Source organism: Sphaerospermopsis sp. FACHB-1094, assembly GCF_014696195.1.
GTDB classification, from domain to species: Bacteria; Cyanobacteriota; Cyanobacteriia; order Cyanobacteriales; family Nostocaceae; genus Sphaerospermopsis; species Sphaerospermopsis kisseleviana.
This window is the reverse complement of record NZ_JACJPT010000025.1, coordinates 1-26,300: the sequence shown is the minus strand read 5'-3', so window position 1 is coordinate 26,300 and position 26,300 is coordinate 1. Positions and strand designations below refer to the sequence as shown.

Genomic DNA, 26,300 nt, shown 5'->3' with positions numbered 1-26,300 from the left:
TCCCAAATATTATGAATGAAATTACAAAAACACTTTGCCCTTATTGCGGAGTTGGTTGTGGGTTAGAAGTCACCCCGCCAGCACAACATGGAAAACCTACAAATAGAGACAGCGAAGGAACACCAACTTGGCGAGTTAGAGGAGACAAAAATCATCCGTCAAGTCAAGGAATGGTATGTGTAAAAGGTGCAACAATTACCGAAGCAATTCACAAAAATAGATTACATTATCCCATGTTTAGAAAATCATTAAATCAAGATTTTCAACGCATTACCTGGGACGAAGCCTTGAATATTATCACCCAAAATATTCAAAAAACATTAGTTAATCACGGTGCAGAATCAATCTGTATGTATGGTTCTGGACAATTTCAAACAGAAGATTATTATATTGCCCAAAAATTACTCAAAGGTTGTTTAGGAACTAATAACTTCGATGCTAATTCCCGTCTCTGTATGTCTAGTGCGGTATCTGGGTATATACAAAGTTTTGGCTCTGATGGACCTCCTTGTTGTTATGATGATTTAGAATTAACAGACTGTGCTTTTTTAATAGGAACAAATACCGCAGAATGTCACCCTATTGTATTTAATAGATTAGCTAAATATCATAAAAAAAATCGTCATGTAAAAATGGTAGTTGTAGATCCCCGTCGCACTCCTACCGCCCAAGCAGCAGATTTACATTTAGCTATTCGTCCCGGTACTGATATTGATTTGTTAAATGGAATTGCCCATTTATTAATGAAATGGAATTATTTAGACACAGCTTTTATTGATGATTGTACTAGCAATTTTCCAGATTATGCAGAAGTAATTCGTCATTATTCTCCTGATATTGTTGCCCGTCAATGTGGTATTTCTATTGAAGATTTAGAAACGGCTGCAAAATATTGGGGTAAATCAAAATCTGTACTTTCTTTATGGTCAATGGGTGTTAATCAATCTTCTGAAGGTACTGCAAAAGTTAGAACTATTATTAATTTACATTTAATGACTGGACAAGTCGGTAAACCCGGTGCTGGTCCTTTTTCTTTAACAGGTCAACCTAATGCAATGGGAGGTAGAGAAGCAGGAGGTTTATCGCATTTATTACCAGGATATCGGTTAGTAAAAAATGCAGAACATCGCCAAGAAGTTGAGGACTTTTGGTGTTTAGAAAGGGGTAAAATTTCACCTATTCCTGGTTTAACTGCTTGGGATATGATTACAGGTTTAGAATCTGGAAATGTCCAATTATTATGGATAGCTGCAACTAACCCTGCTGTGAGTATGCCAGATTTAGAACGGACTAAAAAAGCGTTATTAAAATCTCCTTTTACTATTTATCAAGATGCTTATTATCCTACGGAAACTGCTAGTTATGCCCATCTTTTATTACCAGCAGCGCAGTGGGGTGAAAAAACTGGAATTATGACTAATTCTGAAAGAAGAGTAACGTTATGTTCAGCTTTTCAAACACCACCAAAAGAAGCAAAACCAGACTGGGAAATTTTCGCAGAAGTGGGCAGAAGATTAGGTTTTCAAGATAAGTTTAACTTTCAAAATTCCGCCGAAGTTTATCACGAATTTGTTCAATTAACTTGTGATCGTCCTTGTGATATGTCTGGTTTAAGTCATGAGTTGTTATCAATAAATGGTCCAACTCATTGGCCTTTTTCTCAGGGTAACAATTCAGAAACTCAACGTTTATATACAAATTTACGTTTTCATACTTCAGATGGTCGCGCTAAGTTTGGTGCATATTATTCTAAAGGTTTAGCTGAACCACCTGATCCTAATTATCCTTTTATCTTAACTACTGGCAGATTATACGGGCATTGGCACACCCAAACCCGCACCGGAAGAATTGATAAAATTAAACAAATGCACCTCGAACCGTTTCTAGAAATTCATCCCCGTGATGCAGAAAAATTAGGTATTGTTGATGGTCAGGTGGTGGAAGTGCGATCGCGTCGTGGTTCAGCTAAGTTTCCTGCTAAAATCACTCAAGCTATATCCCCCGGTACTGTTTTTGTCCCCATGCACTGGGGTAAGCTATGGGCAGATGATGCTGAAGCTAACGCTTTAACTCATTCTGAATCATGTCCTGATTCTTTGCAACCAGAATTAAAAGCTTGTGCTGTGCAGTTAGTTCCAATTTCTGTAGAAATTACCACCAAAAATTATCAGCTTCAGTCTTCACAATGGTAAGCTTCACAATGGTAAACTTCTAAGTAAATTCCTCAAGAACGGCTAATATAGTCCATAATCTATAGTAACGATTATTCTTGATGATTCTTGAAGATTTATTTTGGAGTATCAATTGGAGTGTGAGAAACTAATGAAGAGATTATTTAAGCAAATTAAAGCTTGGACTAGCGACGATAACTTCATGCACGTCATTGAAAACATCGAAGTAATAGTTTCTAAGATTCTCTCCATTTTGATGGTAATAGTTATTTTTGTGGCAATTTCAGATTTAAGTATTTTTCTGTTCAACGAATTATTTAATGCGCCCTATGGTGAATTTAAGAAAGTTGTATTTAAGGTATTTGGTTTATTTTTAAATATTCTCATTGCTTTAGAAATTTTAGAAAATATCACAGCTTATCTCAAAAAGCACGTTTTTCAAGTTGAATTAGTAATTGTTACTTCTTTAATTGCTGTTGCCCGAAAAATTATTATTCTAGATTTAGAAAAAGTCACAGGAATTGATATTATTGGTTTAGGAATTGCTGTACTTGCTCTTTCAATTAGTTATTTAATAATTCGTTCTAGTAGGTCTAATGATCAAAATTAGCTTTCAGCATTTGGCTGTAAGCTAATGCCTAACGGCACGCTACGATAACAGCAGTCAGCAAGATACTAAAAAACACAAATTTCATCTGCAAAATTTTCCTAATCCACACTTATAGGTAAAAGCTGATTACTGATAGCTGATTACTTACATAAAATCCAAAATCCAAAATCTAAAATCCAAAATCTAAAATCCCATGACAGCCGAATTTTTTGAATTTGAAGCAGATTTTGTTGACTCTCTCCGTTGTATACCGATGCAAGTCCGTTACAAATTGGATACCTGTGGTATTAAATTGAAATTGTCTGATTGGCATCAGATGACTACATTAGAACGTGCTAATTTAGTAGAATTACCTTGTGCCAAAGAAACAGAAATTCAATTTTACCAAGATTACCTACAAAAATTAATTTTAGAACATACAGGCAACCAAGCTACTAAATTACCCATTGAACCTCATCCCCCTTGGATGGACATTGCAACTATACCACCCAGTGTTCAGGAAAAAGCACAAGCAATAGGTGTGACTATTACCTTACAAAAGTGGGAAAAGTTAACTCAATTACAAAGGTTCGCTCTCATTAAACTCAGCCGTTCTGGACATGAAAACAACAACTTTCCCAAAGCAATAGCAGAATGTCAGATAACTTAGCCTCCTGACTTCTGACTCCTGACTGCTGTTAATTCAACATTTTGTATTTTGAACTGGAGCAAAGCATCGGTTAGTGAAGCTATAGTTGTATTTATCGGAGGTGCTGCCGTTTCTCAGGCTAAGATTAAGTCTACTACCCAAACATTTGATCGCGTAGCATGGCATAAGCCATGAATTTGTTTAGACACACTCACTAACTCGATGACAGGCAAAAACGCAAGACAGAATGCATTTCTGCGGCTAGTGTCTAGTAATGAAGTAGCTTCCCAGTCAGAATCTCGCTACTCACTGCTTCCGAATCAAGAAATGGTCATTGGACGTGATCCTAGCTGCCAAGTTGTCTTGGATGCCATGATGTACAGGATGGTGTCTCGTCGTCATGCAGTGGTTCGTCCCCTCTCCCTATCACCAGATGGCAGATTTAGCTGGGTGATTTGCGATTTAAACAGTGCCAATGGTACTTTTTTAAATGGTCAACTTTTGGTAGGTTCTCAGGAATTACACCACGGCGATCGCATTTCTTTGGGTGCTGATGGTCCACAATTCATATTTGAGCATGAATTTGTTTCCCAACCAACCGTAATCACAACTAACCAAGGTACAGCAAGAGCCTCTACCAAAAATGGAAAACTGCACTCACAGCATGACTCTGTTAGTTTCACACAGCTATTTCCCATCATTTCCACCGGTAAAGATTTAACTCGCAAAGCTTACCTCATACCAGGAATATTAACAGTAATCTTTGTAGTGTTAATGTTCGGTACTGTAGGTCATCCCCAAGCAAATCAAGTAATTGTTGGCTCTTATATCGCCTCAGCTGCTTATTACTTTGTTTACCAACTTTGCGGTAAACAAAAGCCTTGGTGGGTACTCATAGCTATGGCAGTGAGTACAATGCTAATTTTAGTTAGTCCTTTATTAGATTTTTTTATCTTTGTATTTCGCGTGATTTTGCCTGGTAGTTTACCCTCATCTCAAGATTCTATTACCTTCACCGAATTACTGATCAGAATGTTCTTTGGTGCAGGTTTAATGGAGGAATTACTCAAGGCATTACCAATATTAGCTGCATATTTCATCGGTGATTCAGTACCATCACCTTGGAAAGAACGGATCGGAGTTTGGGAACCACTAGATGGCATTCTTCTGGGAACTGCTTCTGCTGTGGGTTTTACTTTGCTGGAAACTCTTGGCCAATATGTACCAATGATTACACAAAATGTCACTCAACAATCAGGAGTAGGCGCAGGTCAACTGGTGGGTTTACAACTATTAATTCCCCGCATTTTAGGTTCTGTCGCTGGACACATGGCTTATAGCGGCTATTTAGGCTATTTTATCGGGTTAGCTGTCCTCAAACCTTTGATGGGTTGGCAAATTCTCACTGTTGGTTATTTAAGCGCCTCCGCTCTCCATGCTTTATGGAATGCTACTGGTTCTATTAATGCTTTGCTGTTGGTGGTTGTCGGTGTTTTATCTTATGCATTTTTGATGGCCGCAATTCTCAAAGCACGAGCATTATCACCCACGCGATCGCAAAATTTCGCTACTCGCTTCCTCGAACACAAGTAGGGTTTGCGGTTCGCGTAGCGTGCTGTCAGGCATCAAAGTCTTGTCGTGGACGCAGGGAACAGGGAACACTTCGACACTTCGACAAGTTCTGTTACCGCAAGCCCTAGCTAGGGTTTGCTGAAAAAGTTATCTGTGAAGAACCAGTGACAGGTGACAGGTGCTACGCCACGGTGACAGTTTCAAGAGTTGGATAGGAACGATTTTTTCTTTAAGTAGGGTTTGCTGAATAAATGTAAAACCCAGACATAACAAAGGTTACAGGCTGATAAAGAGGAAAAAAGTGCAAGGCTTTTCAAGGGTATACCTGAAAAAGTGTGCATTTTCTTGGATTTCTAGAGATAGTAAAGAAATTTTCAAACCTCCTCCTGACTCCTGACTCCTAACGGAAAGACTTTTTCAGCAAACCCTAGTTAGCTTTTTTGTATCGGCAGAAATTTACGATTCATCTTGTAAATTAGAAAGTTCTTTGAAGGCATAATCAGCAATTGCTAAACTAACTTTCGCCTGTTCTATTTCTGATAAACCTGTCCAATCTCGATTTTCAATATTGCTGATTATAACTGCCAATTTTTGTTGGTCATTACTTCGCATAGCAGGTTCAAAACGACGGGCTAAAACAAATAAGTCTTCTGTGAGCAAATTTGGCAGTAAAGTTTGCACACATTCTACTAATTTCTCACTTGTAGATTGTTCTACATTATTGATAATTTCCGATGCTTTTTGAGCGATAGTATTTAGCCAACTTAAAGGAACAGAAGGAGCAAAAACACTGTGTAAAGCTGATTTTATACATTTAGATGGTTGTTCATCACGGTCAGTTTTAGAATGGTAAACTTGATCCCAAATTTTGTCTAAATTCTGATAAAAATCCTGCGATCGCCTAGTCAGGTCTTCTCCTAGTAAATCATCATATTCAAATTGCTGTTCTAGTTGATGAAAATAAGGTTCTGATTCTTGATCAGCCAGATCCCACGGATAAGTCTCATCTTCAGGTTGTAGTAGTGCTGCTAATAATTCTAAATCTACTGTCGATGGTAAAAATTGACAAGTATCTAACTCATGGATTTTATTAATCATGTTTCACCTCACAATTAATTAGCATTAATTTATTCTTGTTGTCAGCTACAACTGGAATATTCAAATTTCCGCAAAAAATAATTCATTAGTCATGAGTCATTAGTTACTCTTCCCAATCACCAATCACCAATCACTGTTCATATCTTCAATCACAAATTCCCATGTTTCGCCTTTAGCACTGCCAAACTTTAATTTCATACCTGATGTCAGAAGTATTTCTTCACGGAGAATTTGTTGCCAACCATTTGGACTTAAACACCAAGTTGTACCGTAAGTAGAAAAATCTTGCAGGTAATAAGTGGGAACTGATTGAGAACCAGCGATAATATTCCGGCAGAGAATTTCGGCATGGCGTTTAGAAACATAGAGTTCAGGGATAACAATATCATTATCTTTAGTGCGACCAATACGAGTGACACCAGAACGTAGTAACCAAGTTTTACCTTCTGGTGAAAGCGATCGCAAAGAAGCCGTAGGTATTGGGGAATTTATACCAGAAACAGCAGTATCTGGTAATTCCGTAATTCCTTCATCCACACTTTTGATCAAATCACCATGAAAATCTGGATGCAGGTAGAGAACTGGTAAAGTCCAAGCTGGTTGATTAAACTTATATACTGTTAACAGTTCTTGTCTAGCTGCTGCCACTGCTTCATCAATTGGTTTACGAGATCGCAAAGCTTCGGCAAAAGCTTGAATAAAACTGTGACTTTCTTGGTCTGCAATTTCATCCCGCATCGCTAGTACTGCAGGGACACCATGACGAATCAGGACTTCCGCTAAACTACTTGCAGGTATAGCTTGTTGATTAATTGCTGCTGGTTGCGCTCCCCAACAGGCATTAAACACCCCTAATTTTACACCTGTGCGGGTTAATACTTGGGCTAATTCGATGCCATTGAGGGTCAGATCAGGCCCCAAAAATAATAAACCACCATCAGGGTCTGGCATACCATGACCAGCGTAAAAAAAGACGTTGTAGCTTTGGGTTTCTAACTCTTGAATTAACTGTTGTGAAGTGGGTTGCAAGAGTGTCTTCACCAGACAAGCTGATACAGAATTTTTCTGAGATGGACTACATTCTGACAAAATTTTTTCCAGAATAGCAGCTTCTTTTTCCAATTCTAATTTATCATCATGCCCCAAAACCAACAGGACTTTTAAAGCTGGATCTGTTCGTAAATTTGGCAGAGGTTCAACTTCACTAATAGTCCGACTAAATAAAATATCTTGGGAAAGAGATATTGCTGATTGGCCGGGTTCGCGCTGCATAATTTCCCAAGGTAGCGCAATTAGATCAGGGTCACGAATTTCCAATCGCAAGCGCAACCGTTTATTTTGACCCATAGCCATACCGCGACTACGTTCTAGACTACCAAGAATTTGTCCATCGAATACCCAACGCCATAAACTGATGCCTAAATATTGCATCAACCGACTACTGTAGGGACTGGTAGTTTGACCGACCTGGGGTAAATTCAAATCAATTGTCATGTACTTAGCCCCTGGAGATGTCGAAGCCAAAGCAATATCCAGGGGACTATGACCAGCAAACATTTGCTGCCATTCTTGCCAAATTTGACTCAGTTCAGGAGAAAAAACACAGTCACGCAAAACATAACCACTGGGATAGGGAGCTTTAACGACCCAAATGGCGAAATTATCATTTCCAGTATTTACTAGACGAGCGATCGCCAGATTTAGGCAGGACATGGATTTGTGGAAACTAAACTCTAAGAACTAATAATTGACAACAAGTTTTGTCTGGAAAGTGAATTTTAATTTTAGTGATCACCAGCATTATGATATCCCATGATGGTGATGAGAATCACTAAGGCGCGGGAGTTTGGTCATCATTTGATGGCGATAAATCTTGTGGGTTTTCTGAGTTTTATGGTGTTGGTGTTTTCGTTGTTGTTGGTTGTGGGGTTGCAGACGGAGTTGATGGGGTAATTGTCGATTGTGGTTCTCGTTGGATTTTGAGCCAATATCCCAGTCCACCGGCTCCTAAAAGCACACCTAAAATAATTAACAACTGTAGCGGTAGTTTGGCAGTACGCCCAGGCTTGGTTTCTGAAATTATTTGAGTTTGCTGGTACTCATTGCCTAAAGCAGTTACATTTGTGGTTCTTGGTGTCAAATCTACTGTTTTGCTGGCTGAACTTGTACTGAGCGAAGTCGAAGTAATAGTCGGAATGTCCGCTTGGAGAATGATATCTGGTTCACAGTATTTGACTTGGTAATGTACTAAAGCGATGGTGACATTATCATGTCCATTTTTAGTGTTGGCAATTTCTATGAGTCGGGCTGCAACATCTTCTATATTTGTATTGCCGCCAAGAATTGGTAAAATTTCCGTTTCCCACAACTCTTCTACTCGATCAAAATCACTCAATCCATCGGAGGTGAGCAAGAAAACAGCATCTTCATCAATGATAAATCGTTGGGACGTAGGATGCAATGAGGCACTCTTGCTCATGCCTAAAGCTTGGATCAAGGAGCCAGAACCACTATGTTGTAATGCTTCGCGATAAATAGCATAGCCCAATCGTACTTCACGAGAAGCTACATCATCATCTAAGGTAACTTGATAGCAACCGTGGCGCGTAATCCAATAAGCACGACTATCACCAATATGAGTAATGTACATTTCATGGCCAATCGGTAAGGCTAGAACTAGAGTAGTTCCCATCCTTTGCCGTCCTTGGCGATGTTCCGTATCATTACGCTGACTAATTTTATCGTTTGCAAGTGCTACTGCTTGTTCTAAATTATTGATGATTCTGAAGGGATCTATGTTTTCATCAGCAACAGAAGTGAGTTGCATCACCTCTTGCTCAATAGTTTCAATGGCTAAATTTGATGCTATGTTGCCTCCCTCATGTCCACCGATACCATCACAAACAATAGCTAAGGCGGTTTGCTGGGGAGGTTTACTCACGAGAACGCCACTAGGTGGGTAACAAGCATCTTCGTTGCGTTGACGAGAAGGTCCTTTATCTGTTTGGGTAATAATTTTAATGTTAGTGCTTGGGATTGGCGAGTTTCGTCCACAGGAGGCGATCCCCAATCCTGTCAGTCCTTGATCTAAAACCGTAATTAATTGTTCAGATGAGTGGATTTCACCATCAATTAAAGCATCAATAATTTGCTTGAGGAATTCAGCTATGGCTGGCTTGGCATTTTTGAGGAGTTGTTGCCAAAATACTCCTAATTGTGACAATGTTGGTGCTGTTTGCTGATCAAAACGCAATTCTAATAACCGCACTAAACCCCCTTCCACTCTGATTAAATAGGGGTCTAATAAGCTAGAACCGACTCCTTCAGTCAAAAGCGGTTGCCACAAATGCGCTATCTGCCACAGCCAATTCATTTGCCGCATTGATGAGGCATCATCCCACGCTGCTGTTAGCTGGCTGCACAGATGTACTTGAGTATATGTACTATCAACTGACAGGGGCGGTTTTTCTAGAACTAAGATTTCTGGTTGAGATTTTCCTTCATGGAGAGAGATGATCCCATACACTTGTGGTATATGCAAGCGGTAAGGTATGAGTCTTAGATAAGCTTTAATGTGGTATAAATTATCTAATTCAGGTATTTGGGGTAGTAAACCAGGTTTGAGATCAAGAATGATTGATTGACCAATGACCAAATAGCGATCGGCTAAAATTTCTCCAGGACTACCCAGGCTCACACTATCTGCCACTGCCCACAGGTAACGCTTGGGTAAGGGTGTGGAGCATCGCTGGCAATACTTGTGGGTCAAGGGATTGGCAGCTTGACAATATTCATTTGGGCAGTAAAGCGTTGCCGCGTCATTTTCCATATTTGTCGAACCGATCAGCGATTGGCAATTTATTCAACAGCATGAGTAGCGGTAATTTAGTCCGCTGATGTTTTTGTACTCAATGATAATAGGAGATTGGGACTGGGGATTGGGGATTGGGAATTATTAACTGGGAACTTTGAACTTTTTCCCTACACCCTGCACCCTGCACCCTTGCCTTTTCTCCTCTTTCTCCAGGATAGCTACCTCTTTGGGGGTAGTTTTGCCATACACCTAATTTGTTGGTGAGTTATAGAGTTATAAATGTAGTTATAAATCTTGTAACTCATCAACAACCACTCTCCATCTTATTTATTGGCGTTAGATGCAACCTGGGGTAGTCCCATGCTGTAGTTAGTAACGCGACTAGAGAGATTGTAGCTAATTTCACCTTTTTGTAGGAGCGATCGCAAAAAATGCTCTAGGTCTGACCCAATCCGACGTAAGTTATAATCTGTTAGGTCTACACCACTGGAAGCTTCTACTAGTTCATCGAACTTACGATAAACTTTTTGTAGTGTGTCTTCATTCCAGTTAAATTCGTTGTCTGGGTCAACATCTAACGTCAAGACGTGATTGCTAGGAACTAGTTCATCTTTTTCCATTTCCGCCGCAAAAATGCGAATATGACGGGTTGTGGACTTGAGCAGCATCGGGTTATCCATAAAAAGGTGTAAGATTTCGGCTAATTACACTGCAACTATTTTAACTGCTCTCCCTCAGCTTAATTGTTTTAACTTACAAGCTTTGAGTTGAAAATATCTTTTTCGACATAGCCAGTAATATTTAGAACCAGTAAGAATTGGAAAAAATTCTGGGCTAAAATAATTTAGTTCAGTGTATATGTGATGATCTACAACCGAATTTCTACAGTTGACAAACTTACTATCTTACCCATTAAATTTTTAGAGATCAAAAAGAACACATTGTTGATTTAACCTAAATTGCCTAAAATGTTAACTGGCGGATAACAAAGGGAAAATAATCACCAATTTCCATAAGTAACCTCACTATGATTAGCGTAAAAAGTTGCACAGTTATTGACGTTTCCATAAAGTTGATGTAAAAACTTTGAAAAAGGTTGGACAAGTTCTTACAGAAACTTTATTGTATAGAATCTTAAAAACTGAATAATAGTGTATGAATTAGATATGCCAAAACTACCACGGGAATATCAAAACCTAGACAGTAAAAAACCACTTGGAATAAAAATAGGGGGGAGTGAGAAATTGAACGCAAATTTGATGGATGAGAAAAGCCTCTTACATTCAATCAGTTCTTTGTATTTAAAGGAAATATAAAGAATTTTTTTTCTGGATATTTTAGTTTCTCACCTGTATAAACACCCAGTAAAGGAATCCTCAAAACTATGAACTCCAAAGCATTACCGCGTCAAATCAATAATCTCGAAGTAGGTGTTTATGAGTGCGAAATACATCTCAAGTTCCGTTTGATTGAGGAAAAGAGTCTGTTAGGCGATCGCGAACAGCTTTTGCAGGTGCTACTAGACGCACTCACTGAGGGATCTGATGACTTTTTGGAAACACTACAAGCGTCTGTAAAGGCGCAGGAGGTTTCTGAGTTCAAAGCCTCACCTCAAATGAGACGACAACTGATGCGCTTAAGAAACTTTGTTGATAACAGCCAATAGACAATAGAGAGAAATAAAGTCACTCTACAACACAACCAAGAAGATTATCTATAAGTTCAATTCAGCATCTACATTAACCCCTTGCCAGTTGCACTACCTCAAAACCTGGATGTCTGTTGATTCGCTCATCCCTTGCTCAAATTTTTGGTTAGGGTGGTTGAAAATTTATACTCAGGGAAATTTCACAAAAACTTAGGGTTTCATTTCTATCACAAGAACCCATTTACATTTAGTAGAGTTTGATAGCAAACTCAACCAGGTGCATTTTACCAATCTTACCAATCGTTTTCATTCAATTTGAATCAGAAAGCTGTCTCTGTAAATCCTCTTGATCATGGTGATATTCTTTTTTAGTTTGGCTACTACTGAGCTAGTCCATGTTCTAAAGCAAATCTTACCAATTCTGTACGGCTATTAGTACCTGTTTTACTAAATAACCGGCTGACATATTTTTCGACGTTGCGGACGCTGGTTTCTAAGCGGCGAGCAATTTCTTTGTTCATCAACCCTTGTGCTACTAGGTTTAATACACTTTGCTCTCTAGGGGTTAAATCAATTTTAAATGGAGGTGGAGTCTGGGCAATGGCAGTTCTGGGACTTAACAAATCTTTGATTTTGGAAATTTCATGGGCTAATTTGGCAATGTCCATGTTTTCACTATCTTCTCCTATCGCTGGGGCTTGAGCAGTGCGACGGGTGAGTAAATTTTCTACAATGGCTATTAATTCATCAGGATCAAATGGTTTAGGTAGATAAGCGTCAACACCCGCTTGATATCCTTGAATGCGATCGCCTGTCATGCCTTTAGCAGTTAAAAATACTACTGGTAATGCATGAAACCGTGGATCCTCTCGCAGTTGTTTGAGAAACTGATAGCCATCCACCTGGGGCATCATAATATCAGAAATCACCAAATCAGGTGTATTTTGTTGCATCAATTCCCAACCTTCACGGGCGTTACTGGCAACTTGAACACTAAAGCCGCTTTCTTGTAAATAGTCTTTCACGGCTTCCCGTAACCCTGGTTCATCATCTACCAGTAACAGTTGTGCTGACATTGAAAATTCCCTTAGATTTGCTGTTGATTTACCTTTCTCTAATTTAGCGAAAGTTGGTTAAGATTGGGTACTGGGGATGAGGAAGATTTGAGGCAAGTTATGTTCTAATTGTCTGGTAAATCTGCTTCTCCATTTTGGCACTCTGCGTCCTAAAGGAGCAGATATTCTTGATTCAACGAGTCCACTTAGACTAGATCCCTTGCAGTTTCTCATCCAGAGGTGGTTCTCTCCCCAAGCGTTACTTAGGGAATGCCCTTCCCTAGTTGGATGATGCCAAATTTTGTTTGAGTTTAAATTCTGTGTCGTGTTTCGACTACTTCGACTTACTTCGACTGCGCCCTTCGACACCGCCCTTCGACACCGCTCAGGACAGGCTCAGGACAGGCTCAGGACAGGCTCAGGACAGGCTCAGGACAGGCTCAGTACAAGTGCGCTCAACACAAGTCTAGCTCCCATGTAGACGCGAAGCGCCTTCCCGAAGGGTAGATTTTACCTATTCCTCGCAAGAAACTAGAACTATGGAATAGAACCCACCAATCTTCAGTTGTCAAAGTACAGATTGCCGTTAGGCAGTTAGGTTTTTATACAGGTTGATTACCATTCCTGTTAAAAACAATCTACCATGACTGCCCCTGAAGGGGCAATCCGTTTTATTCAGCAACCCCTATTTATAGTATAAATAATAGCAGATCCCCGACATCTTCAAGAAATCGGGGATCTTATTTTTCAAGTCTTTACTCTTGACTTCTGTAAGTGCAACCACGGGGGGTTTGCCCCTACTGACTCCTGACTTCTGACTCCTTAAAATTAAAATTTCAAATCTTCAGCGCGAATACTCAAAGGTTGAGTATTTTGAGAAGTTTGAGAAGGTGTTGTAGGTTGGGCAAATTTTGTATTAGAGAGAGCTAGAATAGCACGAGCGTATTGTGGGTCATTTAGAGTTCCAATTAAATTGGGATTAGCAGCTAACTGACGCTCCTGTGCTTCCGTTAAATCTAGCTGAATATCTGGTATAATTCCTGTCTTGTTAATATCCGTACCTTTGGGGGTATAGTAGTGGGCAATGGTGACAGCTAACCCAGAACCGTCATTCAGTTCATGGACTGATTGTACCAAGGCTTTACCAAAGGTTTGACTACCTACAACTACCGCCCGGTTATTATCCTTGAGTGCGCCGGTGAGAATTTCACTAGCACTAGCGGAATTACCGTCTACAAGTACAGCTAAGGGTCGATTTGTCAAAGCTGTGCGATTGGCTTTGGTTTCTTCACTATCTCCCACACGGTCTACTGTCTTGACAATGCCACCATTATCTAGCCACATCCGCGCTATTTCAATACTTGCTTGTAATAAACCGCCTGGGTTGCCACGCAAGTCTAAGACAAAGGAATCAGCGTTTTGACGATTCAAGTCACGAATCGCTTTTCGCATCTGATCCGCAGCGTGGCTGCTAAACTCCCTTAACCGAATATAGCCAATGCGACGGCCACCGTCTTGTTTGAGGGTATAATTTACTATGGGAACTTCGATAGTTGCCCTCGTCAGCTTGACATCAAACTGATTTTTTCCCGGTCTTGACAGTCGTAAGGTGATGGCAGTACCCGCTTGACCACGAATCAAATTAGATGCTTCTTCCACTTTCATATTGAGAGTGGGTTTACCGTTAATCGCTACAATTTCATCCCCTGTTTTAATACCTGCTTTCTGGGCTGGAGAATTTTCTAGAGGTTCAACCACTGTCAATCGCTGGTTTTTTTCGTTGATTTCCATGCGAATGCCAATTCCCGTAACCTCTCCAGATGTTTGACGGGTGAGGGCTTCAAATTGCTTGGGATCCATAAACCGCGTGTAAGGATCACCCAATCTTTGCAAGGCTTGGCGGATAGCTACATAAGCTTGTTCATTGGAGGTATATTCTTTGCTTAACAGGCTTTGCCTAATTGCTTGCCAATCTTGTTGATTAAATTTGCCATCAACATATTCCCTATTTACAAGTTGCCATACTTGGTCAACTAACGCTTTTGGACTATCTTGTAAAGCGGCTTGAACACACTTTGTCCAAGCTTGACCAAATAAAGATATAGTAGCAGTTGTAGCGATCGCTCCACCAATCAAGGCTGCTTGGAGCGGTGAGTGACGTTTCGCAGATTGATTCATGTATACAGATGGAATAAATAATTGTATTGTTGACAGTTTAGCAATCAGGCTTTCCTGAAATTTTTAAGTTTTTATACTCTACTTATGAGCTATGCTTAATCTAAGATTAATCCATCATTTTTTCCTTTGTAAATGATGTGGAAATTACGGTCTTTTTATTAATAAATATCGCTGGGATGGAAGTGGTTTTACTGTTAAAGCAGCCACAGCATTTGTGTGAATTTCATCACTCTTTTCTTTTTTCAACTAAGATCCTTTTCCTAAGATAGCGCTTTGTTGACTTGATGGCTGGATTTTTCAATATTAAACAATAAAGCTTTAATTTTCTATGTTATGAAGCACAAACCTACCATCAAATCATTAGTTTCTTGGCTGATGAGATTTAGAAAACTGTGGCGATTGTTACGAAATATTGCTTTTGGGTTGTGTTTGATCCTGCTAAGTTGGCTGACTTTCACTACTATAACCTTAGTTTTTGCTTCTTCACAGCCTGTCGATGCCTTTTTTGTGCTTGGTGGTAGTGTTGTCCGGGAAATTTATAAGAAAATCGAGTGAGCCACAACCACCGAAATGAAATTAAAGTATCTCCGCCACGCTCCGATACTTTATTTTACTATGGCTTCGCCTTTAATTTTCGGAGATGTCTAATTGATAATTAGTCGCCCGAATGCTTCGCTCCTACGACTCCTGACTTTTGCTATATTTGCAAAACTTTACTAGCAACTGGCGTTAGTCATGATATTGTTACTCCCATCGGTTCTGATGAGGAGCAGTCATTGGACGCAAGGGGGAAAGTTCGGTGCAAGTCCGGCGCTGTCCCGCAACTGTGAACCATTATTAGGTTAAGTCAGGATGCCCGCCGATGACAATACTTTTACATCAATCTGCGAGGTACAGATTATGTCTCTAAAAAAACGGGGTTGGATGAGTCTAACCCTGATGGGATTTATTAGTTTTTACTTAGTAGTTGGTTTACCTAAACCTGCCTATGCTATGCATATTATGGAAGGTTTTTTACCAGTGCAATGGGCGGTTTTTTGGTGGGTTGTAGCATTACCATTTTTTATTTTCGGTTTGCGAAGTTTGACTCGCATTACTCAAGCTAACCCAGAATTGAAGTTATTGTTGGGGTTAGCTGGTGCTTTTACTTTTGTCTTGTCAGCGTTAAAAATTCCTTCTGTGACAGGTAGTTGTTCTCACCCCACAGGTACAGGGTTAGGTGCGGTGCTGTTTGGACCTTTGACGATGACAGTTTTAGGAACTTTGGTACTATTGTTCCAAGCTTTGTTACTGGCACATGGTGGTTTGACAACTCTGGGAGCAAATGCTTTTTCAATGGCGATCGCTGGACCGTTTGCCGCTTACTGGATCTATCATCTCATTATTCGGTGTAGTGGTAAACAAAGAATTGCTATATTTTTATCAGCAGCGATCGCTAATTTACTCACCTACATTATTACTTCTATCCAACTGGCTTTAGCTTTTCCTGCACCTGTTGGTGGGTTTATCGCTTCATTTACCAAGTTCGCTGGTATCTTTGCTATTACTCAAGTTCCTTTAGCTATTAGTGAAGGACTGCTAACGGTGTTGGTATGGAATTGGTTACAATCCTATAATCCTCAAGAATTAGAATTGCTAAAGTTAATCAAACGGGAAACTGAAAGTAATGAATCAGTCTAAACAAGATTTTAATAACTGGCTATTAGTCTTAGCTGTATTCGCGTTAGCATTTGCTCCCCTCATATTAGTCAGAAATGCTGATTTTGGTGGTGCCGATGACAAAGCCAAAACCGCCATTAGTCAAATTCAACCCGCATATCAACCTTGGTTTCAATCAATATTTGAACCTCCTAGTGGGGAAGTAGCTAGTTTATTATTTTCTGCTCAAGCTGCCATAGGTGCGGGAGTAATTGGTTATGCTATTGGTTTGTATAAAGGACGTTCTCAACAACAAAAACATGAAGAATAAGTCTACACAATGAGCCTAAAATTAGATACTTTAGCTTATACTAATCAACTGCGACAAATTCCCCCAACACATAAAATCATCTTTGCCTTTACTACGCTGTTACTTGCACTTTTCACCCATCCATTTGTACAAATTTTACTATCATTATGGATGGGTATTTGGACAGTAGTGTATGCTAAAATTCCTCTGAAAATCTATTTGCGGTTGTTAATTTTTGCTAGTTTTTTCTGGTTGACAAGTTTACCAGCATTAACAATTAATATGGTCAACCTCGCTAACTTTTCACAAATTCAAAGAGATTTAATATATGGGTTAAAGTTTGGTACTGTTTATATTTACATTAGTCACAGTGGAAGTATACAAGCTTTAGTAATTTTTTGTCGTGCCTTTGCAGCCATTTCTTGTTTATATTTTCTCATGTTAACTGTGCCATTTACAGAATTATTACAAACGCTACGATACTTAAAATTTCCAGCAATTTTAACCGATTTATTATTATTAATGTATCGGTTTATTTTCATAATTCTAAACACAGCCAATGAATTATGGATAGCACAAAATTCTCGTTGTGGCTACCGCAACTGGAAAATAGGAATGAGAAGTTTAGCAATATTAATAGGACAATTGTTACAGCGTACTTTACAACAATATCATCGTTTTTCTTTGGGATTAGCAGCAAGGGGAATGACAGAAGAATTTAGAGTCTGGCATCCCCAACGTTATCAATTATCTAAACGATATATTATTGAAGCAATTAGTGGCTGTGTAGTCTTAATAGCAATAGAATTAGGATGGAATGCAGGAATATTTACTAGAATTTGAACAAGTATATTACACCTATCCAGGTACACAACAATCAGTTTTAAATGGGTTAAATATAAAAATTCCCTCTGGAAAAAAGTGTGCCTTAATTGGTCAAAATGGTTGTGGTAAAACCACGCTATTTTTATTAGCTAATGGTTTATATAAACCTGAACGGGGAATTATCAAATGGTTGCATGAACCGTTAAGCTATCATAGAAACTATCTGACAAAATTACGGCAAAAAATTGGTTTAGTATTTCAAGATCCAGAACAGCAATTAGTCGCATCTACTGTTGAGGAAGATATATCCTATGGGTTGTGTAATTTGGGTTTATCCCCATCGGAAATTCAAATCAGAGTCGAGAAAATATTAGGTGAATTTGGGCTAAACAGTTTAGCAGAAAAACCCGTACATCATCTTAGCTTAGGGCAGAAAAAACGAGTTTCTATAGCTGATGTCATGGTATTAGAACCTCAACTTTTAATATTAGATGAACCTACAGCATATTTAGATATAAAACACACTCGTAACCTGATGAATACGCTCAAAAAAATTCATGGTAATGGCACAACTTTATTAATGGCTACCCATGATTTAGATTTAGTTTATCGTTGGGCAGATTGGGTTTTTGTTATGGATAAAGGAAGATTGATCTTAGAAGGAACACCAGAAGATGTATTTAGTCAGTATCATCTTTTAGAGGAGTTAGAATTAGGTGTACCATTAATATATGAAATGTTATTTGCAGGGCTATCTGTTGAGGAGAAAGCCGTTTTAGAACGGGTGAAACAACGGATATTTCAGGATATATAACTATTTCCAGCTAATTTTTCTACAAAATCTTGATGTTCTCCTGAACTTAAACCTGTCTGTAAAGTAGCCATTACTTGTGACATATTTCTTGTTACTAATGCGGAAACATTCAGCCATAAACCTGGAAATACTTGACTTTTAATTATTCCTTGTTCATTTGCTACCAGTTCTATATATTCACCATTCTTTAAACTGAACCAACTTACAGTACCTTCAAAAACCTGCCAAACTATATATTCTTCAATTCCATTGCGACGGTAGGCTCTTTTTTTATCATATAAATCTTTGGTAGCACTGCTGGCTGCTACTTCTGCGATTAATTCTGGTGCGCCTTCTATATAACCATCTGCGCCTATATAAGACTTGCCACCACAGGCTGTATCTATTAATAGTACAGCATCGGGTTGAGGTTCGTTGTCTAAATCTAGTCTTACTGTTGCATTGTCACCCAGTCTGACACCAGGTGTAACTATTTTATAAGACCACAACCAACCCATTAAATTAGCATGAGGTTCGGCGTGAGGTTCAAAACGCAGAGGGGAAGCCACGTAAACTACTCCTTCAATTAATTCAGCTTTTTTGAGATTTGGCATAGCACTATAACGGCGCTCAAATTCTGGACGAGTCAGGCGATCGCCACTTTCTAAAGGCGGAATATAATCAGGATAATTATGGACAGTTTTTACAGAAGTGTTAACCATAACTGCAAATAATATTATGGGTAGGTAAATTGATTATATCTTACTGTTATCAAAGTAAACCATTAAAAGCGATCGCCTGAATAGTAGATATAGGAACTGTGGCAAAATATTTTTTTTGAAATTGTTCTTCTTGTAATGCGGCTAAAAATTTATTAACTGCATTTTCAGCCTTAGTTGTATCATTGATAAATTCATTCCACGTAATTTGTAGATAACGATCTTGACGTTCAATAGTAAAACCTAAATATTTCAAAGCCTGAAATCCTAAATATAAACTAGGATCACTAATACCCAGTTTTTCTAATATTTGTACACGGGTAACTAGCTGATTTTTGCGACTGATAAATTTAGCAACTCCTACCAACGTTAACCAAATTTCCTGGGGAGTTTGGTTTTCTGGTTTTGCCCAAGCTAAAGCTAGTTTTTGTTGTTTATAAACCGATTTTCTCAACCAAGCTCTTACATCCTCCCAAGTTGTGGGACAATCTTTAATAATTAATATTGAATCATCTACAGTAAATTCCGAAACATCCTGATTTCGCCAATCTAAAATCATTGCTGATTTCTCAGTTTGCACTTCTAAATCAGCACTAGGACGCACAGCAATTAATCTGATTTCATAACGTTTTTTAAAGCTATTAAAATCTATTTCCGCAATACAATCACATTTACCTGTAGGCAATTCTTCTTTATAATGTCCCCACCAAATACCAGGAAAAGGATTTTTACTAGAATCATCTCTAATGTCAAACTCGGTTTTAATATATTGTATTTTCTTACCTTTTAAATCTTGTTGATTTCTATGCCAAGCATTTTCAAACCAACAATTTTTAATGAGTAATTTTGGTACAGGGTTTCCCATTCCACAAGGTTCTAAAAGTTTCAGTTCTAAAAATAATTCTTTCCCTAAATCTGCAACTGTCACCACCACATCAGCTTGGACAGTGGGTGTGAGATTTATTCCCCCTAAAGATTGCCGTAATTTTTGATTAATTGCATCTGTAAATAAGGGGATATTTTCTACAGGTAAACTTAAACCAGCCGCAAATGGATGTCCACCAAAACGATGTAATAAATGGGATTGTTCGTTAACTAATTGATATAAATCCACACCATTAATTGATCTGGCAGAACCCCGCGCCAATTGTGGTTTATTTGGTTCATATTCTCCGCTTTCTGTACTTAATAAAATTGTCGGTTTTCCTGTTTCTTGGGCAATTTGACCTGCTACTAAACCTAACACACCGTTAGCCCATTGTGGATCTTCTAAAACTATGACATTGGTAGTTGATAAATCTAATTGGGAGATTTTTTTTAATACTTGATTTTGTACATCTTTCTGTAAAGATTTGCGTCGGGTATTCGCTAATTCTGTTTCTTCTGCTAGTTCTTGACAACGTTGTATATCACGACTGGTTAATAGTTCTACACAGAAACTAGCATCACCTTTAATCCTACTAACTGCGTTAATTCTAGGACCTAAACCAAAGGAAATATCTGTAGGGCGATCGCCACTTTTCTGGCATAATTCTAATAATCTACCTACCCCTGGTCGTCTTCTTTCAACAACAGGTTTTTTATAATCTGCTTGTAATCTTTCAATTCCTACTTGTGCTAAATAACGGCAATCTCCACTTAATTGCACCAAATCAGCAATTAATCCTACCGCTACTAAATCTAATAAATCTTCTAGGGGACGTTGGGGTACATCGGGCAAAGTTTCATATAATGCTTCCACTAATTTATAAGCAACTGCAACTCCAGAAAGATGAAATAATGGATGTTCTTTTGGTAAGTAACGAGGATTAATAATTGCAGTTACCGGAGGACGTTCAGCAGGTAAAGTATGATGATCTGTGACAATAATATCAATTCCTAATTTTTGGGCATAAATAATTTCATCAATATTTGTACTTCCCGTGTCACAAGTAACGATTAATGTACAACCTTGTTGGGCTAAATTATCAATTCCTGCTAAATTTAAACCATGAGATTCTGTTAACCGATTAGGGATATAATAAGTTAATTGTTCATGTTGAATAAAAAATTGTCCTAAACCATCCCATAAAACCGCAGTTGAGGTAATACCATCTGCGTCAAAGTCTCCCCAAATCGCTATTTTTTCACCAGATATAGCCGCTTTTTTTAAACGGTTAACCGCCAAGTGCATCTCTTGTCCAAATTCAAAAGGACTTGCAGCTTGATAACTTTGGAAATTCACAAAACTGGCTAATTCTAATTCTGTTTTTATTCCTCTTTGCCATAATAATTGTGCAGCAAAAATACCACTTGATAAAGGTGTGTACTGTTTAACTGCTTGGATGAAGCACTCAGGAATTTGTTCTGTTTCTAATAAAATCCACTGCATTGAATTAATTTAAAATAGAGATTGGTGATTGGTGATTATATTTTGGATTTTGGATTTTGGATTTTGGATTGTATTTCATGAATCCAATCTAAAATCTAAAATTCTCCTGACTCCTGACTCCTGTACGGGCGTTCGCGAAGCGTGCTGGAAGCGTCAGCATTCGGGCGAACAATTATCAATTTGATGAAAAGGTTATTTTCCGAATGCTTCGCCCCTACTTCGCCCCTACGACTCCTGACTCCTCTCTTTATTCCTCATTAATCATTAAATCTGTTGATGATTCATTCACTAAGGGATTCATCGCTATTTCCCCAGGAATACCTTCGGATTTTCGAGAACGAATTGTAGTTCGTGTGCGCCTATAACCTGCCCTTTCTGCTTTTTGATGTTCATAATCTATTAGTCTGCCATAATATGGATGTTTACTCAAATTCATTGATAAGAAAATATGTTGGCGAATGTTACCAAAACCTTTTCTATTAAAAAATTTCACTGCTGGAGTATTTGTAGGATCAGTATCTACTAACATAAACCGCGCCCCATCTTCAATCATTCGCGCTACAACTTTATCAACTAATTTATCTGCAACTCCCTGACGTTGAAATTTAGGATTTACTCCTAACCACAAAATGTAACCATAGGTCCAAGATGCTTTACTAATTATTGTCCCTAAAATAAATCCTGCAAGTTCACTTTCTGTTTCCGCAACTAAGCAATATTCTGGATCTGTATTATAAAGTCCTATTACTTCCCATTCATCCCAGGTACGGTATAAATAAGGATATAAATCGCTGGTAAATAGTTCTTCACCTAAGTGGTAAACAGGTGCTATATCATCAATTCCTAATTCCCGAACATAAATTGTATCGTTTTCATCAAAGGTTTTCATAATTTTTGTTAATTTTTTGATTTATTTGATTTAGATTTATTGGATTTATTTGGTTAATTTTTGCTATATTTCCTGTTCTCTGTTAAGAGTTCCCTGCTATAGTGCTACTTCTTCAATAATATCAAGATTAGGTAGATTATTAATTGCGGGTGCTACTAAAGTTTTTGAGTCATACCTCCGATCAGCAAAGTGATCGCACTGTTTAGCAAACTGACAAAAATTACAAGTTTTAGATTCTTCTACCTGCGGAAATGGTTTACCCTTTTCATAATCATCTAACCAATTTGTTAATTTATTTAATAATTGATGAAGTTGTTTTTCTGTCTGTTTGTGTTTTTTGGTTTCATAGTGAAAAGGAATATTGTTAGATCGGGATTTAGCCTGAACAAACCAGTAAGTCATAGATATATTTTCCAGCAAATAGTTGCTAGTTTCTGCTAAAACATACAGATAAAGTTTGGTTTGCCAATTCTTAGCTAAATCATTTCTTTTTTGTGGTTTTTGATATGTTTTCCAATCAAAGATATGTGCTTTTTCTTGATCTGCAATTAATAAATCATAAACTACTGTCACTAGGTAATTTTGTGTTTGCAAAGTTCGATAATGTTCACTTTCTCGGAAGGTTTGATTATTAATATCAGGTGTTAATATTTCTGGTGCAGTTTCTTTAAAATCTTTCATCCAAGTTTTCAATTTATCATCTGCTTCGAGAAAACTATTAATTGGTAAACCTATTTCTCTCTGCTGCATTAATAGGTGAAAACGACTACCTGCAATCTGATGTTCTTCTTGTTTGGGATCTGTCGGTGTCGTCAGTTTTTCTAAATAATTATACTGGAATTTACGCGGACAGGTTTCTAGTAAGTTGAGGTGTCCTTGCGAAAGTCTTAATAATTTACTATCAGTTGATGTTAATACCATTTTTGCATTTTCTGTTTTCATCAAATTACTTATTATCAATCTATCAATTTTTATTTTTTATTTTTTATTAGAGTCGCGCAACTTTTTATCTTTGGGTCGTTGACTTTTTCTCTGGGGCGCGGTACTATTCTAGTATAATGGAGTGTTGCTAAAATTTTTTAAAAACTTTACATACCATTGTATTGAAGATACTATATAGCCTACCACCCCCCTAGAAAAAAATCAATCCTCTCTCCTACGGATTTTTCTATATTTTTTTTGTTAAATTAAATTCTTTTAAACCACCAATCACCAATCACCAATCACCAAAAAAACAAAAGGTAAAAGAATAGTATAAACTCTTACCTTTTTGTATACCTGATGCTTATTTAATATTAGCCCGTGCATCCTTGACTGCCGCAATAAAAAATAAAACAGTCAGGGGAATGCTTAGAGCTAGAATAATGGTAGTAGTTTGGACACCAAAATCAGGTTGTCCAGAACTGAGTTCAAAAACAGAACCAACAGCAGCGATCGCTGTAAAACAAGACCCACCTAAAAATAAACCGCTTTTTGGAGTTAAATACACAACAAGACCACCCTATGCTACTGGTTTTACAGCTTGATACGAGAAGCCATTTTTAGATAGCTCCTGTGCTAAAGTCAAGGAATTATCTACACGATCCACAAAAACCACACCATTGAGGTGATCCATCTCGTGTAAAATACATCTTCCCAGTAAATCACCAGCTTTTAAGGTTTTGGGACGACCATATTCATCTTTATAAGCAATTTCTACAACTTTCGGGCGTTTGACATCCAAAAAAACTTTAGGAATACTTAAACAGCCCTCTTGAGCAATACAAAGCTCACTGCTAACCTGTTTAATCACAGGGTTAATTAATACCAATGGGGGTACTTCTGGTTTATCGGGTTCACAGTCGATGACAATTAGTTGTTTATTAATTCCAACTTGGGGTGCAGCTAAACCAATACCATCTTCGCTGTACATAGTTTGCAGCATATCCCGCACCAGTTGACGAAGTTCATCATCTATTTTTGTTACCCGCTTTGCAGGTTGACGGAGGGCGCGATCGCCTAAATAATGAAGCTTCAAAGGTGGATTTTTTAACTTTTTCTTCTCTACAGCAATATCAGAGGGCATGATTGTCTTGGCTTTATGATGAATGTCTGATTAATTTCATTCTATCGTTATTTGGTTGGTGATTGGTGACTGGTGACTGGTGACTGGTGACTGGGGACTGGGGACTGGTGACTGGTGACTGGTGACTGGTGACTGGGTAATCAATTTGATGTTTCCTAATCAACTATCAACTATCAACTATCAACTATCAACTATCATTCTAATGAACAAGATGTTTGCAAAGCTTGTCTCAGCAACGTCTCATATTCTTTAGTACCGACGTTATAAGCACCAAATCGGGCTAAATGGGGATTCATCATTTGTGCGTCAAACAATAAAAATTTCCTTTCTCGCAACCTTTCTACTAGCTTCACCATCGCTACTTTAGAACCTTCAGGAATTTTATAAAACATAGATTCACCAATAAAAGCACCTCCAATCACAATCCCTAAAATTCCCCCTGCAAGTTGATCATCGTGCCAGGTTTCAAAACTATAAGCATAACCAGTTTGGTAAAGTAACCAGTAGATTTTTTTTAATTCTTGAGAAATCCAAGTTGTTTCTCGGTTAGCGCATCCATTAACCACACCCATAAAGTCACGGTTAACTGCTACTGTAAACTTTTCTTGGTTGAGAACTCGTTGTAATGACTTGGGATAGTGGAATCTTTCATCTAAGGGAATCAAAGTATGTTCTCTACTTCCATACCATCCCAAGTGATCATGCTCATCAGCCATGAGAAAATATCCTTGAGCATAACCTCGAATAATAGCAGCAACATCATATTCCATAGTTTATGAACATCATAACAAAACCCCCAAAGGAACGCATTGAGCTGTGATTGGACTGCTGCTGCGTTTTTCTCTCTCATCCCAGCTTGAACCATGATTTTGAGATATGGAAAGATTAAAAGCTTGTGTTAAAAGCTTGTTTAACAAGACTTTTACAATCCAAAATCTAAAATCCAAAATCCAAAATCTAAAATCCAAAATGGTATGAGATTACCTTGGTACACAAAATCTATTTAAGATATACAAACATGACTCAGCCAATTCCACCTATTACCCTACCACCTACGGAAAATCCTCAACAAGAAGGCGAATGGTTGCAAAAGCGACTGTTGTTATGGCTAGATACAGAATTTCTTCCCGAACTGGTTAATCAAAAAATTGCCCAACGTGCAGCGCAGATTTTTGTCAGGCAACGCATGGAAGGAGAAGATGATTTGGGATCTCTGGTAATTGCTATTGTTACAGAAATGCAGTCTTTTGATTTTTCTAAAAGCTTTTATGGAGAGTTTGCGATCGCCAACGCCGTTAGCGATCTACTCTTAGACAGTCTGGGAATTGATCGTTGTTGTGGACAATGACAGGTGATTGGGGACTGGGGACTGGGGACTGGGGACTGGGGACTGGGGACTGGGTTATAATTTTTCCTGCTTCCCCTGCTTACTGTCACCTATTCCCTATTCCCTATTCCCTGGGTTAATGACTACCAGCTAGACTTGACAACCCCAGGTAATAAACCTTGGTGCGCCCATTCCCGCAGAACGTTCCGAGATAGTCCAAAATCACGGTAAACTCCTCTGGGGCGACCTGTTAACCAGCAACGGTTTTGACGGCGGCTAGGTGCGCTGTTACGGGGTAGTTGTTGAATTTGGCGGTGAATTTCTAACTTATCTAGGGGAGATTCTGCTGATCTGAACTCTTCTAGCAGGGCTTCCCGTTTTGCAGCGTATTTTTCCACCATTTTAGCGCGTTTCTTCTCGCGCTCAATCATGCTCTTTTTAGCCATAAAATATCTAATCTATTAAAAGGCAGCGTTTTCTATTCTACACTGCTATATAAAACCTAGACAAAACTAGACTTTACTTTCTACTTCAACGGGAGCATGGGAGCAGTTATCCCTCAGTAGACTTTCACGCCTTAGCCAGACGC

General features: G+C 38.4%; 26 protein-coding genes and 1 riboswitch. Of the genes, 11 read left to right on the top strand and 15 right to left on the bottom strand.

The annotated features are described in order from the left end of the window. Positions 1-11 precede the first annotated feature (11 nt). The 5 genes from H6F47_RS10400 (at position 12) to H6F47_RS10385 (ending at position 5,002) form a co-directional block, all read left to right on the top strand. Positions 12-2,192 (top strand): nitrate reductase, encoded by a 2,181-nt coding sequence (locus H6F47_RS10400; RefSeq protein ID WP_190649043.1) that lies wholly within the window; start codon positions 12-14, stop codon positions 2,190-2,192. A 130-nt stretch (positions 2,193-2,322) separates the two neighbouring features. Continuing rightward, a complete protein-coding gene (locus H6F47_RS10395; protein ID WP_096570529.1) occupies positions 2,323-2,781 on the top strand; it encodes a phosphate-starvation-inducible PsiE family protein in 459 nt (152 codons plus the stop codon). A gap of 193 nt (positions 2,782-2,974) precedes the next feature. After that, entirely contained in the window at positions 2,975-3,430 is a 456-nt protein-coding gene (locus H6F47_RS10390) for a nitrate reductase associated protein (RefSeq protein WP_137667144.1), read from the top strand. A gap of 48 nt (positions 3,431-3,478) precedes the next feature. Next, positions 3,479-3,604 carry a hypothetical protein gene (locus H6F47_RS28490; protein WP_265586215.1) on the top strand — a complete coding sequence of 42 codons (126 nt, stop codon included), beginning with the start codon at positions 3,479-3,481 and terminating at the stop codon, positions 3,602-3,604. A gap of 27 nt (positions 3,605-3,631) precedes the next feature. Further along, the gene (locus H6F47_RS10385) at positions 3,632-5,002 is read left to right on the top strand and encodes a PrsW family glutamic-type intramembrane protease (protein WP_096570533.1); all 1,371 of its coding nucleotides are present in this window, start codon (positions 3,632-3,634) and stop codon (positions 5,000-5,002) included. Positions 5,003-5,437: 435 nt separating this feature from the next. Here the strand turns inward: H6F47_RS10385 and H6F47_RS10380 are convergent, their stop codons facing one another. From H6F47_RS10380 to H6F47_RS10365, 4 genes are all read right to left on the bottom strand, one after another. Next, entirely contained in the window at positions 5,438-6,079 is a 642-nt protein-coding gene (locus tag H6F47_RS10380; RefSeq protein ID WP_096570535.1) for a hypothetical protein, read from the bottom strand. A gap of 123 nt (positions 6,080-6,202) precedes the next feature. Further along, on the bottom strand, positions 6,203-7,792 hold the full coding sequence (locus tag H6F47_RS10375) for a CHAT domain-containing protein (protein WP_096570537.1): 1,590 nt from the start codon (positions 7,790-7,792) through the stop codon (positions 6,203-6,205). Between the two features lie 178 nt (positions 7,793-7,970). Continuing rightward, on the bottom strand, positions 7,971-9,908 hold the full coding sequence (locus H6F47_RS10370) for a protein phosphatase 2C domain-containing protein (protein WP_190346848.1): 1,938 nt from the start codon (positions 9,906-9,908) through the stop codon (positions 7,971-7,973). Between the two features lie 308 nt (positions 9,909-10,216). After that, positions 10,217-10,573, bottom strand: a complete 357-nt coding sequence (locus H6F47_RS10365) for an NAD(P)H-quinone oxidoreductase subunit M (RefSeq protein ID WP_096570541.1) — start codon at positions 10,571-10,573, stop codon at positions 10,217-10,219. 704 nt (positions 10,574-11,277) lie between these two features. Here H6F47_RS10365 and H6F47_RS10360 point away from each other — a divergent pair. Beyond that, a complete protein-coding gene (locus tag H6F47_RS10360; protein WP_096570543.1) occupies positions 11,278-11,559 on the top strand; it encodes an Npun_R1517 family heterocyst differentiation transcriptional regulator in 282 nt (93 codons plus the stop codon). 362 nt (positions 11,560-11,921) lie between these two features. Here H6F47_RS10360 and H6F47_RS10355 read toward each other — a convergent pair whose 3' ends face one another. Both H6F47_RS10355 and ctpB read right to left on the bottom strand, forming a co-directional pair. After that, entirely contained in the window at positions 11,922-12,617 is a 696-nt protein-coding gene (locus H6F47_RS10355) for a response regulator transcription factor (protein ID WP_137667147.1), read from the bottom strand. 807 nt (positions 12,618-13,424) lie between these two features. After that, positions 13,425-14,774: a carboxyl-terminal processing protease CtpB gene (gene ctpB / locus H6F47_RS10350; protein ID WP_096570547.1), complete on the bottom strand. Its 1,350-nt coding sequence runs from the start codon at positions 14,772-14,774 to the stop codon at positions 13,425-13,427. Between the two features lie 737 nt (positions 14,775-15,511). Continuing rightward, a riboswitch (cobalamin riboswitch) is annotated at positions 15,512-15,653 on the top strand. A 21-nt stretch (positions 15,654-15,674) separates the two neighbouring features. Here ctpB and H6F47_RS10345 point away from each other — a divergent pair. Genes H6F47_RS10345 through H6F47_RS10330 form a run of 4 tightly spaced genes read left to right on the top strand, consistent with a single transcriptional unit; the run spans position 15,675 to position 18,361 of the window. Beyond that, the gene (locus H6F47_RS10345; protein ID WP_190649040.1) at positions 15,675-16,454 is read left to right on the top strand and encodes an energy-coupling factor ABC transporter permease; all 780 of its coding nucleotides are present in this window, start codon (positions 15,675-15,677) and stop codon (positions 16,452-16,454) included. Continuing rightward, complete coding sequence (locus H6F47_RS10340; RefSeq protein WP_137667149.1) at positions 16,441-16,743, top strand: energy-coupling factor ABC transporter substrate-binding protein; 303 nt, start codon at positions 16,441-16,443, stop codon at positions 16,741-16,743. Before H6F47_RS10345 ends, H6F47_RS10340 begins: the two co-directional genes overlap by 14 nt. Positions 16,744-16,752: 9 nt before the next feature. Next, positions 16,753-17,565, top strand: coding sequence for a cobalt ECF transporter T component CbiQ (cbiQ, locus tag H6F47_RS10335; RefSeq protein ID WP_137667150.1), 813 nt, complete (start codon positions 16,753-16,755; stop codon positions 17,563-17,565). Next, entirely contained in the window at positions 17,540-18,361 is an 822-nt protein-coding gene (locus tag H6F47_RS10330) for an ABC transporter ATP-binding protein (RefSeq protein WP_096570555.1), read from the top strand. Before cbiQ ends, H6F47_RS10330 begins: the two co-directional genes overlap by 26 nt. Here the strand turns inward: H6F47_RS10330 and H6F47_RS10325 are convergent. From H6F47_RS10325 to aat, 8 genes are all read right to left on the bottom strand, one after another. Continuing rightward, on the bottom strand, positions 18,349-19,062 hold the full coding sequence (locus tag H6F47_RS10325) for a Uma2 family endonuclease (protein WP_137667151.1): 714 nt from the start codon (positions 19,060-19,062) through the stop codon (positions 18,349-18,351). The two genes, H6F47_RS10330 and H6F47_RS10325, sit on opposite strands and share 13 nt — an antisense overlap. A 49-nt stretch (positions 19,063-19,111) precedes the next feature. Further along, on the bottom strand, positions 19,112-21,430 hold the full coding sequence (gene recJ, locus H6F47_RS10320) for a single-stranded-DNA-specific exonuclease RecJ (protein WP_190649037.1): 2,319 nt from the start codon (positions 21,428-21,430) through the stop codon (positions 19,112-19,114). Positions 21,431-21,677: 247 nt separating this feature from the next. Then, positions 21,678-22,319, bottom strand: a complete 642-nt coding sequence (locus tag H6F47_RS10315) for a GNAT family N-acetyltransferase (protein ID WP_096570561.1) — start codon at positions 22,317-22,319, stop codon at positions 21,678-21,680. Positions 22,320-22,415: 96 nt separating this feature from the next. Continuing rightward, positions 22,416-23,261: a PD-(D/E)XK nuclease family protein gene (locus tag H6F47_RS10310; protein ID WP_242027378.1), complete on the bottom strand. Its 846-nt coding sequence runs from the start codon at positions 23,259-23,261 to the stop codon at positions 22,416-22,418. Between the two features lie 343 nt (positions 23,262-23,604). Next, positions 23,605-23,808, bottom strand: a complete 204-nt coding sequence (locus H6F47_RS10305; RefSeq protein WP_096570563.1) for a hypothetical protein — start codon at positions 23,806-23,808, stop codon at positions 23,605-23,607. 12 nt (positions 23,809-23,820) lie between these two features. Next, positions 23,821-24,384: a peptide deformylase gene (gene def / locus H6F47_RS10300; protein ID WP_096570565.1), complete on the bottom strand. Its 564-nt coding sequence runs from the start codon at positions 24,382-24,384 to the stop codon at positions 23,821-23,823. Positions 24,385-24,397: 13 nt separating this feature from the next. Next, complete coding sequence (locus tag H6F47_RS10295) at positions 24,398-24,547, bottom strand: hypothetical protein (protein WP_190649035.1); 150 nt, start codon at positions 24,545-24,547, stop codon at positions 24,398-24,400. 31 nt (positions 24,548-24,578) lie between these two features. Next, the gene (aat, locus tag H6F47_RS10290) at positions 24,579-25,154 is read right to left on the bottom strand and encodes a leucyl/phenylalanyl-tRNA--protein transferase (protein ID WP_190649032.1); all 576 of its coding nucleotides are present in this window, start codon (positions 25,152-25,154) and stop codon (positions 24,579-24,581) included. A 248-nt stretch (positions 25,155-25,402) separates the two neighbouring features. Here aat and H6F47_RS10285 point away from each other — a divergent pair, with 248 nt between their 5' ends. Beyond that, a complete protein-coding gene (locus H6F47_RS10285; RefSeq protein ID WP_096570569.1) occupies positions 25,403-25,732 on the top strand; it encodes a hypothetical protein in 330 nt (109 codons plus the stop codon). A 122-nt stretch (positions 25,733-25,854) separates the two neighbouring features. On the opposite strand, the gene rpsN is transcribed toward H6F47_RS10285, so the two are convergent. After that, complete coding sequence (rpsN, locus tag H6F47_RS10280) at positions 25,855-26,157, bottom strand: 30S ribosomal protein S14 (protein WP_096570571.1); 303 nt, start codon at positions 26,155-26,157, stop codon at positions 25,855-25,857. Positions 26,158-26,300: the final 143 nt, after the last annotated feature.

Bases quoted from the DNA above. Each gene is read 5' to 3' on its own strand.
- H6F47_RS10400 (WP_190649043.1), top strand. From the start codon at position 12: ATGAATGAAATTACAAAAACACTTTGCCCTTATTGCGGAGTTGGTTGT.
- H6F47_RS10395 (WP_096570529.1), top strand. From the start codon at position 2,323: ATGAAGAGATTATTTAAGCAAATTAAAGCTTGGACTAGCGACGATAAC.
- H6F47_RS10390 (WP_137667144.1), top strand. From the start codon at position 2,975: ATGACAGCCGAATTTTTTGAATTTGAAGCAGATTTTGTTGACTCTCTC.
- H6F47_RS10385 (WP_096570533.1), top strand. From the start codon at position 3,632: ATGACAGGCAAAAACGCAAGACAGAATGCATTTCTGCGGCTAGTGTCT.
- H6F47_RS10380 (WP_096570535.1), bottom strand. From the start codon at position 6,079: ATGATTAATAAAATCCATGAGTTAGATACTTGTCAATTTTTACCATCG.
- H6F47_RS10375 (WP_096570537.1), bottom strand. From the start codon at position 7,792: ATGTCCTGCCTAAATCTGGCGATCGCTCGTCTAGTAAATACTGGAAAT.
- H6F47_RS10370 (WP_190346848.1), bottom strand. From the start codon at position 9,908: ATGGAAAATGACGCGGCAACGCTTTACTGCCCAAATGAATATTGTCAA.
- H6F47_RS10365 (WP_096570541.1), bottom strand. From the start codon at position 10,573: ATGGATAACCCGATGCTGCTCAAGTCCACAACCCGTCATATTCGCATT.
- H6F47_RS10360 (WP_096570543.1), top strand. From the start codon at position 11,278: ATGAACTCCAAAGCATTACCGCGTCAAATCAATAATCTCGAAGTAGGT.
- H6F47_RS10355 (WP_137667147.1), bottom strand. From the start codon at position 12,617: ATGTCAGCACAACTGTTACTGGTAGATGATGAACCAGGGTTACGGGAA.
- ctpB (WP_096570547.1), bottom strand. From the start codon at position 14,774: ATGAATCAATCTGCGAAACGTCACTCACCGCTCCAAGCAGCCTTGATT.
- H6F47_RS10345 (WP_190649040.1), top strand. From the start codon at position 15,675: ATGTCTCTAAAAAAACGGGGTTGGATGAGTCTAACCCTGATGGGATTT.
- H6F47_RS10340 (WP_137667149.1), top strand. From the start codon at position 16,441: ATGAATCAGTCTAAACAAGATTTTAATAACTGGCTATTAGTCTTAGCT.
- cbiQ (WP_137667150.1), top strand. From the start codon at position 16,753: ATGAGCCTAAAATTAGATACTTTAGCTTATACTAATCAACTGCGACAA.
- H6F47_RS10330 (WP_096570555.1), top strand. From the start codon at position 17,540: ATGCAGGAATATTTACTAGAATTTGAACAAGTATATTACACCTATCCA.
- H6F47_RS10325 (WP_137667151.1), bottom strand. From the start codon at position 19,062: ATGGTTAACACTTCTGTAAAAACTGTCCATAATTATCCTGATTATATT.
- recJ (WP_190649037.1), bottom strand. From the start codon at position 21,430: ATGCAGTGGATTTTATTAGAAACAGAACAAATTCCTGAGTGCTTCATC.
- H6F47_RS10315 (WP_096570561.1), bottom strand. From the start codon at position 22,319: ATGAAAACCTTTGATGAAAACGATACAATTTATGTTCGGGAATTAGGA.
- H6F47_RS10310 (WP_242027378.1), bottom strand. From the start codon at position 23,261: ATGAAAACAGAAAATGCAAAAATGGTATTAACATCAACTGATAGTAAA.
- def (WP_096570565.1), bottom strand. From the start codon at position 24,384: ATGCCCTCTGATATTGCTGTAGAGAAGAAAAAGTTAAAAAATCCACCT.
- aat (WP_190649032.1), bottom strand. From the start codon at position 25,154: ATGGAATATGATGTTGCTGCTATTATTCGAGGTTATGCTCAAGGATAT.
- H6F47_RS10285 (WP_096570569.1), top strand. From the start codon at position 25,403: ATGACTCAGCCAATTCCACCTATTACCCTACCACCTACGGAAAATCCT.
- rpsN (WP_096570571.1), bottom strand. From the start codon at position 26,157: ATGGCTAAAAAGAGCATGATTGAGCGCGAGAAGAAACGCGCTAAAATG.